This window comes from Staphylococcus simiae (genome assembly GCF_017357005.1).
GTDB lineage: Bacteria > Bacillota > Bacilli > Staphylococcales > Staphylococcaceae > Staphylococcus > Staphylococcus simiae_A.
Map to the genome: position 1 here is coordinate 187427 of NZ_CP071589.1, position 17377 is coordinate 204803.

15 protein-coding genes and 2 pseudogenes are annotated in these 17377 nt (G+C 31.6%); 8 read left to right on the forward strand and 9 right to left on the reverse strand.

The genetic code is table 11. The features are described 5' to 3' along the window. Positions 1–30 precede the first annotated feature (30 nt). A pseudogene (locus J3R86_RS00755) lies at positions 31–1221 on the forward strand (glycerophosphodiester phosphodiesterase family protein); the annotation flags it as partial. A 234-nt stretch (positions 1222–1455) separates the two neighbouring features. Here the strand turns inward: J3R86_RS00755 and J3R86_RS00760 are convergent. Continuing rightward, entirely contained in the window at positions 1456–2211 is a 756-nt protein-coding gene (locus tag J3R86_RS00760; RefSeq protein WP_207517640.1) for an SDR family oxidoreductase, read from the reverse strand. 114 nt (positions 2212–2325) lie between these two features. Further along, entirely contained in the window at positions 2326–3009 is a 684-nt protein-coding gene (locus tag J3R86_RS00765; protein WP_207517641.1) for a Crp/Fnr family transcriptional regulator, read from the reverse strand. A 140-nt stretch (positions 3010–3149) separates the two neighbouring features. Here J3R86_RS00765 and J3R86_RS00770 point away from each other — a divergent pair, with 140 nt between their 5' ends. Together J3R86_RS00770 and J3R86_RS00775 are read left to right on the forward strand one after the other, a co-directional pair. Continuing rightward, a complete protein-coding gene (locus tag J3R86_RS00770; protein ID WP_207517642.1) occupies positions 3150–3386 on the forward strand; it encodes a heavy-metal-associated domain-containing protein in 237 nt (78 codons plus the stop codon). Positions 3387–3461: 75 nt separating this feature from the next. Then, positions 3462–5309: a heavy metal translocating P-type ATPase gene (locus J3R86_RS00775; protein ID WP_207517643.1), complete on the forward strand. Its 1848-nt coding sequence runs from the start codon at positions 3462–3464 to the stop codon at positions 5307–5309. 142 nt (positions 5310–5451) lie between these two features. Here the strand turns inward: J3R86_RS00775 and J3R86_RS00780 are convergent, their stop codons facing one another. From J3R86_RS00780 to nikA, 3 genes are all read right to left on the reverse strand, one after another. Next, the gene (locus tag J3R86_RS00780) at positions 5452–5568 is read right to left on the reverse strand and encodes an LPXTG cell wall anchor domain-containing protein (protein WP_002464227.1); all 117 of its coding nucleotides are present in this window, start codon (positions 5566–5568) and stop codon (positions 5452–5454) included. An 18-nt stretch (positions 5569–5586) separates the two neighbouring features. Next, entirely contained in the window at positions 5587–6516 is a 930-nt protein-coding gene (locus J3R86_RS12295) for a LysM peptidoglycan-binding domain-containing protein (protein ID WP_207517644.1), read from the reverse strand. A gap of 636 nt (positions 6517–7152) precedes the next feature. Further along, on the reverse strand, positions 7153–8631 hold the full coding sequence (gene nikA, locus J3R86_RS00790; protein ID WP_207517645.1) for a nickel ABC transporter substrate-binding protein: 1479 nt from the start codon (positions 8629–8631) through the stop codon (positions 7153–7155). 164 nt (positions 8632–8795) lie between these two features. Between nikA and J3R86_RS00795 the strand changes: the two genes are divergently transcribed. Beyond that, entirely contained in the window at positions 8796–9932 is a 1137-nt protein-coding gene (locus J3R86_RS00795) for an MFS transporter (protein WP_207517646.1), read from the forward strand. Positions 9933–10133: 201 nt separating this feature from the next. Here the strand turns inward: J3R86_RS00795 and J3R86_RS00800 are convergent, their stop codons facing one another. Beyond that, a complete protein-coding gene (locus J3R86_RS00800) occupies positions 10134–10805 on the reverse strand; it encodes a type 1 glutamine amidotransferase (protein ID WP_207517647.1) in 672 nt (223 codons plus the stop codon). A gap of 238 nt (positions 10806–11043) precedes the next feature. After that, complete coding sequence (locus tag J3R86_RS00805) at positions 11044–11400, reverse strand: DUF488 domain-containing protein (protein ID WP_207517648.1); 357 nt, start codon at positions 11398–11400, stop codon at positions 11044–11046. 118 nt (positions 11401–11518) lie between these two features. On the opposite strand from J3R86_RS00805, the gene J3R86_RS00810 reads away from it, so the two are divergent. Then, positions 11519–11947, forward strand: coding sequence for a 6-pyruvoyl trahydropterin synthase family protein (locus tag J3R86_RS00810; protein WP_207517649.1), 429 nt, complete (start codon positions 11519–11521; stop codon positions 11945–11947). Between the two features lie 131 nt (positions 11948–12078). Here the strand turns inward: J3R86_RS00810 and J3R86_RS00815 are convergent, their stop codons facing one another. Then, a complete protein-coding gene (locus tag J3R86_RS00815) occupies positions 12079–12258 on the reverse strand; it encodes a hypothetical protein (RefSeq protein ID WP_002462576.1) in 180 nt (59 codons plus the stop codon). Positions 12259–12286: 28 nt separating this feature from the next. Beyond that, positions 12287–13432 (reverse strand): globin domain-containing protein, encoded by a 1146-nt coding sequence (locus J3R86_RS00820; RefSeq protein WP_207517650.1) that lies wholly within the window; start codon positions 13430–13432, stop codon positions 12287–12289. Positions 13433–14290: 858 nt separating this feature from the next. Here J3R86_RS00820 and ltrA point away from each other — a divergent pair. From ltrA to istB, 3 genes and pseudogenes are all read left to right on the forward strand, one after another. Next, positions 14291–15229: pseudogene (gene ltrA, locus J3R86_RS00825) on the forward strand (group II intron reverse transcriptase/maturase); the annotation flags it as partial. A 90-nt stretch (positions 15230–15319) separates the two neighbouring features. Beyond that, a complete protein-coding gene (istA, locus tag J3R86_RS00830) occupies positions 15320–16606 on the forward strand; it encodes an IS21 family transposase (RefSeq protein ID WP_207516747.1) in 1287 nt (428 codons plus the stop codon). Continuing rightward, positions 16599–17363: an IS21-like element helper ATPase IstB gene (gene istB / locus J3R86_RS00835; protein WP_207516745.1), complete on the forward strand. Its 765-nt coding sequence runs from the start codon at positions 16599–16601 to the stop codon at positions 17361–17363. The genes istA and istB overlap by 8 nt, the downstream gene beginning before the upstream one ends. Positions 17364–17377 lie beyond the last annotated feature (14 nt).

The following is a 17377-nucleotide window of genomic DNA, read 5'->3' on the forward strand; positions in this document are numbered from 1 at the left end:
ATTTATAGGTGGCTAAGTTGATTATAAAATCCACCAACTATTTTAAATCGACAGTCAGTTTATAAAAATATGAAGTTAAGTTGGCAAATTACGAAAAATAATAAAATTAGACTAGTGATTGACATTGTCATTTTAGAATTGGTGCTTTCTATCATTTTAGTATTGATTATCGCGGTAACGACTTTTGTCTTTAATTACTTTGATGAAGATGGACATAGTTTTATACTATCTTCTATGTATTTCGTTATGATTAAAAGTTGTTTGTTTATCTATTATTTATTTTCAAAATTATCATTGATAAGTGTCCTAGTACTACATTTAAAACAACAAGATGTCATTAATCATCCTGCATTGGAGTTGCAATATCCTAAGCCGAAGCGGAAATCTAAGTTGTTTATTATAACGATGATTGTTGCCACACTGTGCTTTGTTGGTTATAACATGTACTTACTGTATAGTAATACGATAAATCAACACATTAAAATTGTCGGTCACCGAGGCTTTACTGATAAAGGTGTAGAAAATTCACTTACTTCATTAAAAGCTGCTGCCAAACAGCATGTTGATTATGTCGAATTGGATACAATTATGACTAAAGATCATCGCTTTGTTGTTAGTCATGATAATAATTTAAAAAGACTAACAGGTATTAATAAAAATATTTCAGAATCTAAATTTAAAGATGTTGTCGGCTTGCCAACACATCAAGATGGTCATAAAGATAAAATCGTATCTTTAGATGATTTTATTAAACAGGCTAAACAATCTCATGTTAAATTACTAGTTGAACTGAAGCCTCAAGGCACAGAACCAAACGACTATACTGAACGTGTAATTAATAAATTAAAGCAATATGACGTCGAACGTGATTATAGAGTGATGTCATTAGACTATAATGTCATGACAAAATTGAAACGACAAGCACCTGAAATTGATAGTGGTTATATTATTCCATTGCAGTTTGGTCATTTTAAAGATACGAATTTAGACTTCTTTGTTATCGAAGATTTTTCATATACACCAAGACTAGTTAATCAGGCTCATCGTGAACATAAACAAGTGTACACTTGGACGATTGATGGGGAAGAGGATATTACGAAATATTTACAATCTCCAGTAGACGGTATTATTACAGATAATGCTGATCTAGCACAGCAGATTAAGGAAGACAAGAAAGATGAAAGCTACATGGATCGTTGCTTTAGAATTTTATTTGAATAATTAAGTAAAGAGTTACATTAATAAATTATTTTAAGTGCTTAGTAGACGCTTAATCATAACTTGCTTATGAAATGTTCAAAGTTATACCAATGATCATTAACAAGATTTGTATCGTAGTTCCACTCATCAGTAATATATTATGACAAAAACAGCAGTAAGAAGGATATTACAATAATCATCCTCTTATTGCTGTTTTTAATTTATCTTCTAAATGATAAATGGTGATGTTCAAAGTTATAGAATGCCATCGGGTTCTTCAGGTAAGGTTTGTCCACCATCAACCACAATTGCTTGTCCAGTAACAAATTTAGCTTCTTTAGAGGCAAAGTATACGACCGCATAACCAATGTCTGTTGGTTCGCCTAAATCGTGAGTAGGAACAATTTTTTTAGTATTTTCAATATAACTATCACCCTTTGCTTTTAAACCTTCAGTTAAAATATTACCTGGTTGAACAGCATTGACAGTGATGCCAAACTTAGCGTATTCAAGTGCTGCACTACGCATATAGCCCAATTGACCCGCTTTAGAAGCACCGTAATGAGCCCAACCTGGATATCCTGTAATTGGACCAGTGACAGAAGATGTAATAATAACACGACCGTATTGTCTAGATTTCATATGAGCCAATACTTTTTGCGTCACATGGAACATACTCTTAAGATTAACATTCATAATTTTATCCCAATCATCATCAGTCATATCTTCAATCATTGCCTGAGGGAATATACCTGTATTAGAAGCTAAAATATCAATTTTGCCATAATCTTCTATAATCGTATCAATGGTTTGGTGTATCGCTTGCTTATCAGTAACATCAAGATGATAATAGGCACCTTTAAATAATTTAGCTGTTTGTTCTCCATTGTGTTGATCTATGTCAGCTACAATCACTGTAGCGCCTGCACGATATAAGGCTTCGACAATCCCTTTGCCAATGCCGTTAGCACCACCTGTGATTAATGCAACTTGATTATCTAAATTAAACATATCGTCACTCCTTAAAGTCGTTATATAATTCTATACCCTGAGTATCATAAAAGAAGTCTAGAAAGTTCAATATTTCACAAAGTATTCAGAAATTAATTATTTATAGATGTACAATCAATTATCTAAGTAATTTTGCAATTGCTGTAAGTTAATTATTTCAATCATAGTTGGCTTATGAACTTGTATAATTTTATTTTGAACTAATTTTTTGAATCGTCTTGATAGTGTTTCTGGAGAAGTACCCAAATATGATGCTAAGTCTTTTCTAGACATCGGAAGATGAATAATTGAAGATTGATCTTTAATACTCAATAAGTAGTAAACAAGCCTATCCATAACTTCTTGTGATGACATTGTTAATAGCATTTGATCTGCCTGATTAAGTCTATGGGCCATTTCTCGTATGATATTAATTGCTACAGAAGGATTATTTAATAAAAAAGAACTGAAATGTTGTTGTTCTAATACACATAAGTTAGTAGGCTTTATTGCTTGAGCGAAATCTTGATGAAATGTATCTTCATTATCGAATATATCCCATTCTCCAATAAAATCCCCTGGTTTTAAAATTCTTACTAATTGTTCATGTCCATCTTCACTCAAACGAAATATATGGATTTGCCCACTATTAACAATATATAGTTTATTAGCTAAATCACCTTCTTGATAAACAAATTCATTTTTAGCAAGATGCAATGAAGTTAAATATTGTTTGATACCAGTAAGTAAATGATCCGATAAGTTTTTAAATATAGGAACATAATGAACACACTGAGCTAATGAATGATTGCACTGCATTATAATCACCTCTTTTTCATTAAATATTGTTATATTCACTATAATATATTATTTATTGAAAAAAGTTGACCTATGTCAATTATTAACTTTTAAAAAGTAGATATAGTAAAGATACAAACACAACGGAAGGAGTTTTATAAATGACAATTGCAGAATTAAAATTAGAACCTTTAACTTGTCCAAGTTGTATTAAGAAGATTAATCATGCATTAAGAAAAATTGACGGAGTTGAAAATGAAAGTATAGATATTCGTTTTAATAGTAGTAAAGTATTTACAACTTTTGATTCTCAAAAAGTAAATATCACAACAATTGTTAATAACATTGAAAAATTAGGTTATCCAGTCGAACGTTACCGTCTTAAAGCAAAAATGTAAATGACTATGCACTATAAAATTAGTAAATTGTTTCACGATAAACAATGATTAAGTCATAACGAAGAGGGTGAATAAATGCAACGTTTTATACTTAAACATAAAGCAACAATAACATGGGTTAACGCTATATTAATTATCATTGCAATGATTACCAATTTACTTTTTAAGTTGGTCTTATTTAGTAATATTGTAATGCTCATTGCAGGTATTATAGGTGTATTACCTATTGCACTTCAAGCATATCAAAGTATTAAAATAAGGGTTTTAAGTATAGATGTTTTAGTGACAATTGCCGTTATAGGGGCAATTGTTATAAGAAATTATGAAGAAGCAGCAGTTGTAACTTTCTTATTTTTATTTGGTAGTTATTTAGAACAAAAAACAATGAATAAAACAAGAAGAGCAATCAAAGAATTGACAGATTTAGAACCACAAACAGCTATGAAATTAGTTGATAATCGTTTTAAAAAAGTAGATATATTTGATGTTACTAAAAACGATATTTTACAAGTAAAGACAGGAGAACGTCTTCCAGTTGATGGCACCATTGTTAATGGATCTGGTGTTGTCAATGAAGCTAGTATTACAGGTGAAAGTAAAGGTATTTATAAAAGTGAAAATGATACTGTATTAGCAGGTACAATATTAGAGAATGGTATATTATATGTTCAGACTGATAAAGTGGGAGAAGAGACAGCATTTGGGAAAATTATAGAACTTGTTGAAAATGCACAAGATAGCAAATCCCAAGCTGAACGTTTTATTGATCAATTTGCTAAATATTACACACCTCTTATATTAATAATGAGTATTGTCGTTTATATTATTAGTCGAAATATAGAATTAGCAATTACAGTATTAGTATTAGGATGTCCAGGAGCACTAGTTATTGGCGTACCTGTGTCGAATGTTGCAGGTATTGGAAATGGGGCACGTCATGGTATTTTATTGAAGGGCGCTGAAATAATCCGATCGTTAAGTAAAGTAGATACGATGATTTTTGATAAAACTGGTACATTAACTGAAGGACAACCAAAAGTACACCAACAATATAATTATAGTAGTCAGATTCATCAAGCCTTACAATATTTAAAAAGTATTGAAATCGAATCTAATCACCCTTTAGCAAATGCTATAGTCGATTATTTGGATAACATCGAGACAGTACCTATTAATCACATGAATGTTGTTAGAGGTCAAGGTATAGAAGCACAAGTCAACGGTGATAGAGTTTATGTTGGTAATAAACAACTGATGAAAGAACATCATATTAATTTCCCGACAAATAGTTTGCAACATATTGATGAGCTTGAATCGTTAGGACATTCTATTGTTATGGTAGCTATCAATAATCAATTATGTGTAACGTTAGGTATTAAAGATAAAGTGAGATTGGATATTAAACAACAATTAAAGCAAATGTCGAAATTAGGTATTAAACAATTAGTGGTACTTTCTGGTGATAATCAAACGAGTGTAGATATTGTAGCGAAAGAGTTGGGATTAACTACAGCGATTGGGAATATGTTTCCGAAAGACAAAGCAGATTATGTACAGAAATTGAAGGATCAAGGTCATGTTGTAGCATTTGTAGGAGATGGTATTAATGATAGCCCATCAATAGCTATAGCAGATATAGGAATTGCCGTAGGTAGTGGTACAGATGTTGCCATAGATACTTCAGATGTTGTTCTCGTAAAATCAGATTTTAAACATTTAAATCATGCTATTAAATTAAGTAAAAAAACAAATAGAAATATGATTGAAAATATAATGATAGCAGTATCAACTGTCATATTCTTATTAATTGCTTTGTTTACAAGTCATTGGCTAACTATGTCTGTTGGCATGTTTGTTCATGAAGCTAGTATCTTGATTGTAATCTTAAACGCTATGAGACTATTAAAGTTTGGAAGAACATAAATAAAAAAATAGTAAGGTCGAGTTAAATATCAAAAACAATATATTATATAAAGAAAACAAAGGATTGGTACTTTAAAAGTGCCAATCCTTTGTGCTTATTGAATGTAATTTCATATGTTAAATGCAATTAATATTATAAAAATTATTGTTCACGACGACGTTTTGCTAATAGTGTAGTACCAAGGATTAATGATAAACCACCAAAAATTGTAGTAGCGTAAGTACTATCATTTTCTCCTGTTTCAGGTAAAGCATTCATAGATTGAGTAGCTTGACCTTATTCCATTGTACCATTAGACATTTCTACATTAGATGAAGGAATCACTAATTCTTGACCAGGATAGATAATACTATCAACAGTGATACCATTTGCTTTAGCAATAGCTTCTGGAGTTACACCATAAGCATCTGCAATTTCACCTAAAGTTTGACCAGGTGCTACAACTTCTACTACATCGTCATCAGATGATGGTAGTTCCATACTAGGTTCTTCCATACTAGGTTCTTCAACCATAGGATCTTCAGTTGCTGGATTTTCAGTTGCTGGATTTTCAGCTTTAGGTTCCTCAGCTTTAGGATCTTCAGTTGTTGGGTTCTCAGGAGTAGGTTCCTCAGCTTTAGGATCTTCAGTTGCTGGGTTCTCAGGAGTAGGTTCCTCAGCTTTAGGTTCGTCAGCCATATTAGGGACTTCTGTTGGATTGTAAATTTCATTAGGGTTGAACACATCGTCACTCCAGTAAGAACCAGAAGTTTCGCCTTCAACTAAAGTATGGTCAGGACCACTGATATTATCGTCCCAATAAGAACCAGAAATTTCACCATCAACTAGAGTATGGTCAGGACCACTGATGTTATCATCCCAATAAGAACCAGAACCTTCAACATTAGTGTTATCAGGACCACTTACGTTATCATCCCAGTAAGAACCAGAACCTTCAACATTAGTGTTATCAGGACCGCTTACGTTATCATCCCAATAAGAACCAGAACCTTCAACATTAGTGTTATCTGGTGCACTTACATTGTCATTCCATACTGATCCGTCTGCTAATGAAAAATCAGGACCATTAGTGTTGTCATTCCAATAAGAACCTTCATACTCAGCTGCAGAAGCAGAATGACCACCAAGGATAAATAATGCACCTAAAGATACAGATGCGATGCCCACACTTAATTTTCTAATTGAATAAATACTTTTCTTTTTCACAATTATTCACCTCAAATAAATATTTATACATTCATGTTATTTAAGATATATATGTTTTGCAATATACAAAAATAGGGAAATGTTGTTTATTTTTATTATTAGTATTAACGAATTTAGTTGTACACCAACATTAACATTTATATATATACTTAAATGTAATTTATAAAAAACAATGAAAATAAATATTAACAGGAAATAAAAATTATTAAAGTTTTTAAATAAGCTGTTTTAGAAGGTATTTAAAATAAACGGAATGTATTCATGATATGTATTGATAATTCTATATTTGAAATAGGAATTATGATAAACATTACATGTATATCTAGTTTATTTATTATGAATTAAAATATTATAAATTTAAGTTATGCAACAATTTAAATGATGTTGTTTGAGATAAGAATAGCCGGAAATCAACACTGAATTTAATGTATGAATATGCATTTATGTGATTTAATATTCTTGCAGAATTATTAAAAAAAGAGGGCGAAAATTTAATGGAAAATTTATGACTTTTTAATATTTTTCTTGAAAATTAGTGAGAAATTGGACATGTTAAGAGAAAACATATAAAAGTAAACAAAAAAATCACCAAAAGAATATAAATTCTTTCAGTGATTTTGTCATACTATGCTTAAATTATTTTTCTTTTGTTGTTTTATAGTCTATTAAGTAAATACCTTCAGGTGTTACTTGATAATTTTTGACATTTTTTTGTGCAGCGACGATTTGATCGTTATAAGCAATGTAGCTACTAGGAGTATCTTTAGTCGATTGTTTAATAATTTCATTAGAAATTTGATGGCGTTCATTTTTATCTACAGTTGAATTTAATTTATCAATTAAAGATTCTACTTTTTCATTATGATAGTTGCCTTTATTAATTGTACCATCTTTTTTATAGGCTTGATTAAAGAAGTAGCCAGTATCACCACGTGGTATTGTTCCAAAACTATACATTGTAGCATCCCATTGTGATTTATCTTTTAAATAACCTTCAATGTCATCTACTTTTTTAATATCTATATCTACATTTGCTTTTTTAGCATCTGACTGTAATACTTGTGCAATTTTTGGTAACTCAGGTCGACCATCATAAGTTACTAAACGAATTTTAAGTGGATGTTTAGCAGAATAACCTTCTTTTGCTAATAGTTTTTTAGCTTCATTAATATCTTGTGATGATAGTGACGGTTCTTTAACAAATTTTAGTTTGTCATTAAATGGACCAGTAGCTGGTTTCGCGTATCCTTGATAAATATGTTCCGCAATCCCTTTTCTATCTATGATTTTGTCTAATGCTTGGCGTGTGTTTTGAGTCATTTTATCGCTTGTTTGGTTATACATTAATAGTGATGTTCTAAAGCCAGATTCTTTAGTGGTTTTTAAATCACTGTTACGATCGATGTCCTTAACTTTATCAACAGGTACGTCAGTAATTAAATCAACTTTATTCGATTCAAGATTACGTACTCGGTTATTACCATCTTCTTGATACGTCACTGTAATATGATTTAATTTTGGTTGACCTTGCCAATAATGATCGTATTTGGATAATGAGATTTTTTGTGATTGTTTATAATCTTTAATTTGATAAGGTCCAGTACCAATAGGTGCTTTGTTAACATCTGTTTTGGCATCAGTATCATATATTGCCATAAATGGATTAGCCAGTTCTGAAACTAGTTCAGGATACGCTTCTTTAGTTGTGATAGTTAAATGTTGACCCTTAGCTGAAATGTGTTTGATGGGTAATGAATATTTGACTAAGTCACTTTTGTTAATACTATTTTCTAGGCTGTTTTTCACTTTTTCAGCTGTTAATTTATGACCATTTTGAAATTTAATATTGTCTTTTAGTTCAATGTCTAATGTATTAGGGTCAGGTTGTTTATATGATTTAACTAATAATTTTTTAATATCTCCATTTTTATCTGTTTTAAATAAAGACTCTGCGGCACCAATTTTAACTGGAACATCTGTTTCATAAGGTGCGATGGATTTCGTCTTAAGTGGTAAAGACACATTTAAATCTTTATCTGAAGAATGGGATGAGCCACATGCTGTTAATGCTAATGTAGATGCGGCAAGTACGCTTGCAAATTTGAGGAATTTCAAAATAAAACACGCTCTCTTTCTATGTATTGTTCAAATAAATTCACAACTATTAGTGTAGAACTTTGCTACGTAAAAGTAAATATTTGTACATTTTCAATGGGTTGAAAGCAATACGATATCGTCATACACTTAAAGTAAACATATATTTAAAGAAGGTTAGAAAAATGAAACACTTAAGAACGAGTCAATATCAACTTGTAGTTGCATGGTTAACATTATTCTTTGTCGGTACTGACTTATTTGTTGTCTCTCCCTTGCTACCATCGATGACTGAGGATTTTGGTATATCGTCTCAACAAGCTAGCTGGATTGTAACGTCATTTGCAATTATTTATGCTGTGACAGCACCAATATTTGGTATAATAGCAGATCACTGGGGGAAAAAGCGCAATATTATTGTTGGATTGATATTATTCGCTATTGCTAATGGCATAACGTATATCTCTGGATCATACTTAACCATTTTGCTTAGTCGTATCTTTGCTGGGGGTTCAGCAGCAATGATTACGTCTTCTGTGTTTGCTATCACAGGTGACTTAGCACCTCAAAAGAAAAATGGTCTTTATTTATCAATTGCTACTTCTGGATTTTTAACTGCTATTTGGGTGGGTGCGCCTATAGGTAATCTAATTGCAAGTGCAACACATTGGAGAACAGTATTTATCCTATTAGCTATAAGTACAGTCATTTTAAGTTTGCTAAATAGTGCAGTACTACCTAATATTATTAAACAGATGGAACAATCTAATATGAATCTAATGGCCTTTAAACATATGGTAATTGACGTAGCTGTTACAATGTTTTGGGCGTTGGCAGTATATGGTGTCTACACGTTCTTAGGAACAATTTTCAAAAATGTAACCGGCTTAACTACTGTCATGGTAAGTATCGCCTTTACTTTTTATGGTATTGGCGCGTTAATAGGAAGTCTATCTGGAGGATGGCTAGCAGACAAGTTAGGTAATGATAAAGTCATTAAAATAGGCATGACGGCTTTAGGGATTGTGTTAATCATACTCAGTTTAATTATTAAAATGCCAGTGTTATTATTGCCAATGCTATCAATTTGGGCATTTAGTGGCTACTTAATATTTTCGGCGTATCAATCATTTATTGCTAAACGACATGCTGCATTCTCAGGCAGTGTCATGGCATGGAATCAAACTGCGATGTATGTTGGAATTACATTAGGCTCAATGATGGGTGGATATTTAATTAATCATCATAGCAGTCTACTATTTGTTTTATGTGCCATTTCAGCATTCATAGGATTACTGTGGTATCGACTAAAAGTGGCATGACTATGAAATGTTTCAGCATAATGAGAAATCAAAATAGAGTATAAATAGGTAGTCAGTAAAAGGGGGAGTGGGACAGAAATGAATGTTATATAACATTCATTTCTGTCCCACTCCCCTTTGTGTATTAGTTGTAAATAATATAACTTATGCATCGTTGTAATACGGATAAAAAAGGTATGTTAGACTATTTCCATATTTAACTTATTTACTAACAATATAATCTAATAATTTGTACATTACTTTTTTATTTTCCTTAGGAACTTCATGATTAAGGATGTCTTGAGGGGTTTGATTTAATACAGAATCAACTGCATAAGCAAAATCATTCGTCACGATTTCTTTAACTTCAAAAGGTCCTGGTTCAAAATGAAATTGCAAGCCAATCACGTTATCATTTAATAGGAAACCTTGATTAGTTAAATGATCACTTGAAAATAACAGTTCAGCATTGTTAGGAATTTGGAACATATCTTCATGCCAATGTAACGCTGTCAATGCTTTAGGTAAATCTGGAATAGTATCAGATTTAAGATAGACTGTATCCCAACCAACTTCTTTTACTGGTGATTTAGTTACAGTATACCCTAATGCTTTTGTTATTTGCTGAGCACCAAAACAAGCACCAAACATTGGCTTATGCTCTGCTAATAATGTTCTAATTAATTCTCTTTCTTTACCAATCCAATCATGTGAATCATTTGGACTCATTGGACCACCTAGAATAATAAGTAAGTCTGTGTCTTGAGCACTTGGTAAAATACCGTTATAAAAATAGGGATGATAAATATACATCTCATGTCCGTTGTCCTTAGCCCAATCACTGATAAATCCTGTACCCTCATTTGGCGTATGTTGCAAAACATTTATTCTCATGTCATCAACTCCATAAATTTATTACTATTTACATCATAAACTAATCTTAATGATTTTGTGAAAATAGTTTGTAAATCGTGTTGAATAGTGACAAGTTGAGTTGAATCATGCTACTCACCATAGTCATTTGAATCTCTATCATACACTATGGCTATCTCGCATGACAAGTTAAGAAATAGTTATCTTTCAACGGTTGTTTGCAATATGTCTATTGGTAACGTGACTAATATTTATTAACTTACTTTGTTAATAGCTGTTGTAGCACAACGGCTTGATTGTATTGTTCATCTTTGGCTGCATATAGTAATAACACGTGTTCATTATTGTTAACGATATCTTGAAGCTCTTTAAAAGCAGCCTTCTGATCATCATTATGACGTAACTCTTGTTCATACTTTTCTTTGAATGCTTGAAAACGTTGTGGGTCATGATTAAACCATTTACGTAATTCAGTTGTAGGTCCTACATCTTTTAACCAGTGATCTAACTGAGCCTTTTCTTTAGAAATACCTCGAGGCCATACTCTATCTACTAATACACGTACTACATCTTGCTCTTGGTTATGGTCATAAATGCGTTCAATATCAACAGTCATTGCTATCTTCCTTTCCAAATATAATTAATGTCTTACTATTAAGATTACCTAAAATAATAACTAAAAACATAAAAGTGATATAGAATATACTTATTAAGTTGAAAAGGGGGATAATAATATGACTCAATTCGATCATCTGATGGCACCACAACATTTTCAATACAAAAGTGGAGAAGTTGTGTTAAAGCAAAGTTACAAATTTATTTGTGATAATAGAATTTATTTTTCGGCAACGCAATTTAAAGATTTGCAACAACATTTATATGACTTAGAAGTAGATGTGTTATCATCGATAAATGACTTGGGAATGGCTATGGATTTTAATGATATTGACCATATTTATGAAGTTTTTATCAAACCTAAGTTACATCACCAACTACTTAATGACACATTGCCTTCATTTAATACAACTGCTGAAAATATAGCACAATGGTTGTGGGATGAATTTAATAAACACTTACCACAAGGTAGTCAGATGTATCAACTACAATTATTTGAAACACCACAACATGGTGTCTATCTTAATCAAGCAATGATGACTAAGTAATAAAATGGTTCTATAATAAATCGTACTGATAAAAAATTTAAAGTTATTTTCTATTAACACGATTTGTTGAATGTTGAATATGAAAAAAGAGGAGAGAGCATGCAACGATGCCTTCTCCTCTTAGTCTTCACTTACGCTTTTTTCTGTTTGCGTTTTGTTAAATATCTTAAGCCAATTGAAAATACAGTGAATCCTGTAAGTGTTTGAACAAGTGTTTTAATTAAACTATTGCTATTTGTAACAATATTTGAAGTGATAACACTAATTAAATAAAGTACAAATACTTGAACGTAACGTGTATTAACTTTCATGAATCATCCCAACCTCTTTTTTTAATTATTAAACTTCAACACTTAATCTTGGTACGAATGTTTCGAAATGAACATGGTTCATATCATAATCAAGTGCTTTAAGTGCTTCAATCATAGATTGTAAGAATTTAGTACCACCACAAATATAAACTTCTGGATTATTTTCTAAGAATGGTTTAATACCTTCAGCATCTAAATAGCCACTGTCATCTTTTAAGTGAGTGTATAGTTTGGCATTGTCATTTTGACTAGCAATTTGATTAAACTCATCTTTAAATGGTAAATGATTACTATCAGCTGCGACTTGAACCATTTGAGTGTCAGCACCTTTAGCCGTAGCCGCATCAAACATAGCAACCAATGGTGTAACACCGATACCTGATCCTAAGAATAATTGAGGTTTATCAGTATTTTCTAAGACGAATCCACCAACTGGAGCAGCTAAGTTAATCATATCTCCTTCTTTAACTTCATCATGTAAAATAGTTGAAACTTCGCCTTCGTGTTCAGTTGTTACATCACGTTTAACACCGAAAGTTAAGTGATTTTTATCGCCTGAAACGATTGAATAGTGACGTTTAGCTCTATATGGAAGTTTATCACTTGAAACATCTACAGTAATATATTGTCCAGCTTCAAATTGACTTAAGTCATAATCTTCTGACTCAACTGTAAATGATTTAATATCTTCAGATTCTTGTTTGATTTTAGTAACTTTGAAAGGTTTAAACCCAATCCATAGCATTTGATCATAGATTTCTTTTTCAATTTGAATAAAGACATCAGCAATTTCACCATACGCTTTAGCCCAAGTTTGAATAACTGGATCGTCTTCTTCTAGACCAGTGACGTCTTGGATAGCTTTTAATAAATTTTCCCCCACGATTGGATAATGTTCTTCATAAACTTGTAACGCACAGTGTTTATGAGCTACTGGCATAATGACAGGTTTAATCACTGATAAATTATCAATATTAACTGCTGCAGCCATTACTGCTTGTGCTAAGGCAGAAGATTGCATACCTTTCTTTTGGTTAGTTTGGTTGAACATATTTAAAAGTTCGGGATGTGCCTTGAACATTTTAGGATAGAAAATAGATGTAATTTCTGTTCCTTTGTCTTTTAATAATGGCACCGTTTGTTTGATAATATCTTTTTCTTGTTCTGTAAGCATGATACTCCTCCTTTAATCTGTTTAATTCAATTATTCTACTAAAAATTGTCATATTCAATTGTTTGAAACAAAAAAATATAATTATTTCTAAAAGTTTGATAATTATATGACATTTTTATTTATTTCCTTACTTTTTAGCAAAAATTGTATACAATTGACTAAATATACATTAAAAATAGGCTGTATTTGTCGAAATTTAACAAAGATATACTAAATAATGTACTATAAGATAAATGAATGGGTTTTGTTAAATCTACTATATAAAGACAAGCTATTTTTATATAGCAATTCAACATCAGCAAATTAAAAATATCAATAAGAGATATGATCAGATAAATGGTCATATCTCTTTTATTGTGCGCCCGGCATGGGTAATTACTAGACGGTGAAAGTCCGTTACAGGCTTGGTAGTAGGAACTGTTAGCGAAAGACAAGGGTGTCCATTGTGAAATGGAATCTGAAGGAAGTCGGACGCAAACACTCGCACTGACGAACAGAAATATCATACAAGGCTATGTGGAATGGATGAATCTGCAATACAAGATAAAGTCCGATACTACCCGAGTTCTATATAGTAAATGATGCAGTGGAATGAGTGGAAAGTGGTTACTCTTACCCGGGGAGGTCTCATCAGCGATAAAAAAATCGTAGTAATAACGAATGATGAGAAGTCAGCAGAGGTCATAGTAGGTAGAAATACTGAAGGACTGAACAATATTCATACAAAGTAAAGAATGGAGGTTAGAGATTTACAACGTACAGAATACAATTAATGATTGGCAACTCATAGAAAGATAAGTAGTGGAACGAAAAAGGATATATGAGTGCGTACAGTAAATCTTAGGTGAAATGAAAGAAATGTATCGTGAGTCTCCATCTATGATGGAGCTTGTTGTAAGAGAGAATAATATACAAAAAGCAATTAAGAAAGTGAAGAAAAACAACGGTGCACCTGGCATCGATGGCATGCGAGTAAGTGAATTAACATCACATTTCGCAAAATACTTTCCACAAATTAAACAAAAACTGCTTGATGGCACGTATAAGCCACAAGCAGTAAGAAAGGTTGAAATACCTAAATCAAATGGGAAAAAGCGCGTGCTTGGAATCCCTGTCGCAAGAGACAGAGTTATCCAACAAGCCATTAAACAAGTCATTGAACCTAGTATCGACCGTACTTTCTCAAAACACAGTCATGGCTTTAGACCGAATCGTAGTACAGGAACTGCACTTAAAGAATGTGCAACATACTATGAAGAAGGTTACTTAGTTGCAGTTGATTGTGATTTAAAACAGTGCTTTGATATGTTGAACCATGATAAATTAATGTATCTATTTGAACGACATGTTCAAGATAAAGCCATTTCTAAATTTATTCGTAGAAGCCTACAGGTTGGTGCAATCGACCTCAATGGTAATTATCGAAGTAGAGAAATAGGTGCACCGCAAGGTGGTGTTATTTCCCCGTTACTTTGTAATATTTATCTTCACGAATTAGATAATGAATTGGAGAAACGTGGTCATCGCTTTGTTCGTTATGCAGATGACTTCGTCATCTTTGTACGTACAAAACGAGCGGGTCAACGTGTCATGGAAAGTGTGACAAAGTTTATCGAAAAAGACCTTAAACTTATTGTAAATAGTGAAAAGAGCAAGGTAGGTTCTATCACACGTTTAAAGTTCTTGAGTTGTCTAATGACCAAAGTAAATGGCACTTATCGTTTCAGACCGACTATGGAAGCAAGAAGAAATTTAAAACGCACCTTAAGACGTCTAACGAAACGAAATAGACCAGGTGGAAATGATAATTTAATAATGTACACTTTTGACTGTTTAAGTATGTACAATCTGTAAAATTTAGAGATAATTTTATTGAGGTGAATAACAATGAAATTATCTTTAGATATAAATACAGATTATGAAGTTACAACTCTTTCAGATTTACCAAAATTAAAAATTGTTATGGAGAGCTTAAACATGAAAATTAATAAAAGTGAAATCGCAAGACAAATGAATGTAGATCGAAGAACAATAGATAAATATTTAAATGGCTTTAAACCTTCGGTTAATCGAAAAAAACAATCTAAAATTGATCCCTATTATGATTTAATAAAAGAATTGTTGTCTGAAGAATGTGAACAGAAATTCTTTTATAAACGCGTGTTATGGCAATACCTTAAAGATAATCATGGTCTAAATTGTGCGTATTCCACATTTAGAACATATATAAGAAAACATGATTTATTCAATAATTATTTTAAAAAAGGACGACAAAAGTCAACGCCTGTTGGAACAACTAGATTTGAAACAAAACCAGGTTGCCAAGCTCAATTTGATTGGAAGGAAGATATAAGATTTAAAACGAAGGATCATCAAGAGGTATCTTTAAATATTGGTGTTTTACTCCTGTCATATTCACGCTTCAAAATTATGCAAGTTACGATGAGTAAATCATTAGATGTATTACTTAATTTAATGGTTCAAGCTTTTGAATCTATTGAAGGTGTTCCAGAGGAACTTGTTACAGATAATATGAAAACAGTGATGAGTCAACCTAGGACTGAAACGTTTAGTGGACAAGTTAATCCTAAATTCAAACAATTCGCTGATGATTTTAATTTTAAAGTGAAGCCGTGTATAGCTGGTCGTCCTAGAACGAAAGGTAAAGTTGAATCCATTATGAAAATATTAGATGAAATTCATGCCTATCAAGGACAATTATACTTACATGAAATTCCACAATTTATTGACGAATTAAATGATCGTTTGAATTACTCAGTGCATAATGGGACAGGAAAAATACCAATTATTGAAGTAAAAAAAGAAAAGAGCTTCTTACAGCCATTACCCAATGTCCATGTAAGAAACTCATATAAAGTAGAACATAAATATTTGAAAGTCAATCGTTCGAATATGATTACATATCGCTCCAATCAGTACTCAGTTCCTGCTGAATACTATGGAAAAACGGTTGAAGTTCAAGTTTATGATCAACGTTTGTTTGTTTATTATAACACCAAATTAATCGTTGAGCATCCTATTACCCATCATAAATTAAATTATCAGCAACAACACTATTTAGAAACGCTAGCTGTCTCCTATGGAGACCATGATGATATTAATCAGCTGGCCTTAGATAATTTAAAAACGATAGGAGAGATGTATGATGAATAATATTACTAACTACCAACGTTTAAAAGATAATCTGTCATATCTAAAAATGAATCAAATGATTACTCATTTAGATGAAGTGATAGATTTTAGTATCACTAACGATTTATCATTTATTGATACTTTAATTAAATTGAGTGATTATGAAATCGCAGTTAAAGAAAAGAATATGATTGAATCAATGGTTAAGGTAGCAGCATTCCCTTTTAAAAAGGAACTGTGCGACTTTGACTTTTCATTCCAACCTAACGTCAATAAACAAGAAATCGTAGATTTTACTCATTTACGATTTATAGAAAACCATCAGAATATTGTCTTTTTAGGTCCAAGTGGTGTAGGTAAAACCCATTTAGCTACATCAATTGGTATGTCAGCAGCGAAAAAAAGAGTAAGTACGTATTTCATTAAATGTCATGATTTAATACAAAATTTGAAAAAATCTCAATTAGAGAATCGGTTAGAAAATAGACTCAAGCACTATAGTAAATATAAATTACTAATTATTGATGAAATAGGCTATTTACCTATTGATAGTGAAGATGCCAAACTCTTTTTCCAACTGATTGATTTAAGATATGAGAAGAAAAGTACCATTTTTACTACAAATATTAATTTCAATTTATGGAATGAAATATTTGAAGACCCTAAAATAGCTAATGCCATTTTAGATCGCATATTACATCACTCAAATGTCATAAAAATAACTGGGAAGTCTTATCGGTTAAAAGACCATTTTGTGAAAGTTGAAAAGACAGAATGACATTTTTGTACATT